This is a genomic window from Pseudomonas sp. dw_612, from assembly GCF_018449725.1.
Classification (GTDB): Bacteria; Pseudomonadota; Gammaproteobacteria; order Pseudomonadales; family Pseudomonadaceae; genus Aquipseudomonas.
Map to the genome: position 1 here is coordinate 1 of NZ_JAAVVC010000073.1, position 362 is coordinate 362.

The 362-nt window shown below is 65.5% G+C and carries 1 protein-coding gene; it reads left to right on the forward strand.

What is annotated here, in order from left to right; translation table 11 throughout:
- A partial coding sequence (locus HB680_RS32530) for a condensation domain-containing protein (protein ID WP_256735666.1) occupies nucleotides 1-362 on the forward strand: 362 nt, incomplete at both ends.

Consider the following 362-nt stretch of genomic DNA (forward strand, 5'->3'; position numbering starts at 1 on the left):
ACCGTCAACCCGCCGCGCAGACTTGAGCACGCGCCGATTTTCCAGGCCATGCTGGCCTGGCAGAACACCTCGCAGACGGAGCTGGTGCTGCCGGGGCTGGAGGTGCAGCCTCTGGACATGGCGTACCCGGTGTCGAAATACGACGTGGAGTTGAACCTGGCGGAGCAGGGCGGGGAGATCGTCGGCGTGCTGGTCTACGCGACCGCGTTGTTTGATGCCGCGACCATGGTCCGTCATCTGGGTTATCTCCAGGCGATGTTGCGGGCGATGGTGGCGGATCCGGGCCAGACGGTGGAGCGCATCGCGCTGTTGTCGGCCAGCGAGCGTCAACTGCTGCTGGAAACCTGGAACCAGACGGGGGC